Origin of the sequence: Neobacillus drentensis (assembly GCF_036962765.1) — a bacterium.
GTDB classification, from domain to species: domain Bacteria; phylum Bacillota; class Bacilli; order Bacillales; family Cytobacillaceae; genus Neobacillus; species Neobacillus drentensis_C.
In genome coordinates, this window is sequence record NZ_JBALOS010000282.1 from 9,772 (window position 1) to 10,582 (window position 811).

Annotated in this window: 2 pseudogenes; both read right to left on the bottom strand. The window is 34.9% G+C overall.

The window, feature by feature from the left end:
* Positions 1-179: 179 nt before the first annotated feature.
* Positions 180-434 (bottom strand): annotated as a pseudogene (locus V7137_RS26905) (recombinase family protein); the annotation flags it as partial.
* Between the two features lie 93 nt (positions 435-527).
* Positions 528-811: pseudogene (locus V7137_RS26910) on the bottom strand (GNAT family N-acetyltransferase); the annotation flags it as partial.

Consider the following 811-nt stretch of genomic DNA (forward strand, 5'->3'; position numbering starts at 1 on the left):
GCCATTTTAATTTACCTCGATCTCGTATTGCCATATAGGTCACCTCCTTGATTTCATCATCTTTATTATAAACAAACAGGTGTTCTGTATCACACAAAAATAAAAACGCCTGGTTAGGCGTCAAGAACTGCTCTTATTAAACTAACGCATGCATTAGTTGAACAAGCTCAGTTTCCTTTACGTCCCTTATACTTTCTCCTCTCTTTGGCCAAATCAATGCCTTCACGCTGACGCATTTTAATAAGGTCGCGTTCTAACTGGTTAACTCCACCCATCACCGAAAGCAAGAATGTACTGTAAGGATTATCGCTTGTGGTATGTAGCCATGTATCATTTAAAGATTTCAATGCAGCCCCTTTATCTTTAATGATTTCGACTAAAGTAAATAAATCTAGTGTTCTGCGTGTGATACGAGTAAGATCAGAGACAATGACCTTCAACTCTAGCACCCCGTTATTTGAACAAAATCAATGAATAGTTTGTTCNNAACCTATAAATGTTGATTTTAATTGGAAACGCCCTCTTATTTAATAGAGATAACCTAGAAAATCTAAGTCTCCTTCAGTCCATTCATTTATACCAATTTTCTTAATCATCAATTCACTTCTTTCTTCATAGCCTATGCCCAGTATAGTTTGATTTCTGTCATCGATTTTCAACCATTTACATTTGTTCTTAACAGATTTGTAGCCGTTCTTTAAATACAATGTCTTATTGTCGGCAAATAAAAGTAAAAAATCAAAATCCTTCTTTTCACAGTATTTATCAATTTCTGATAGTAAAAGTGAAGCTATTCCTTTTGCACGGGATT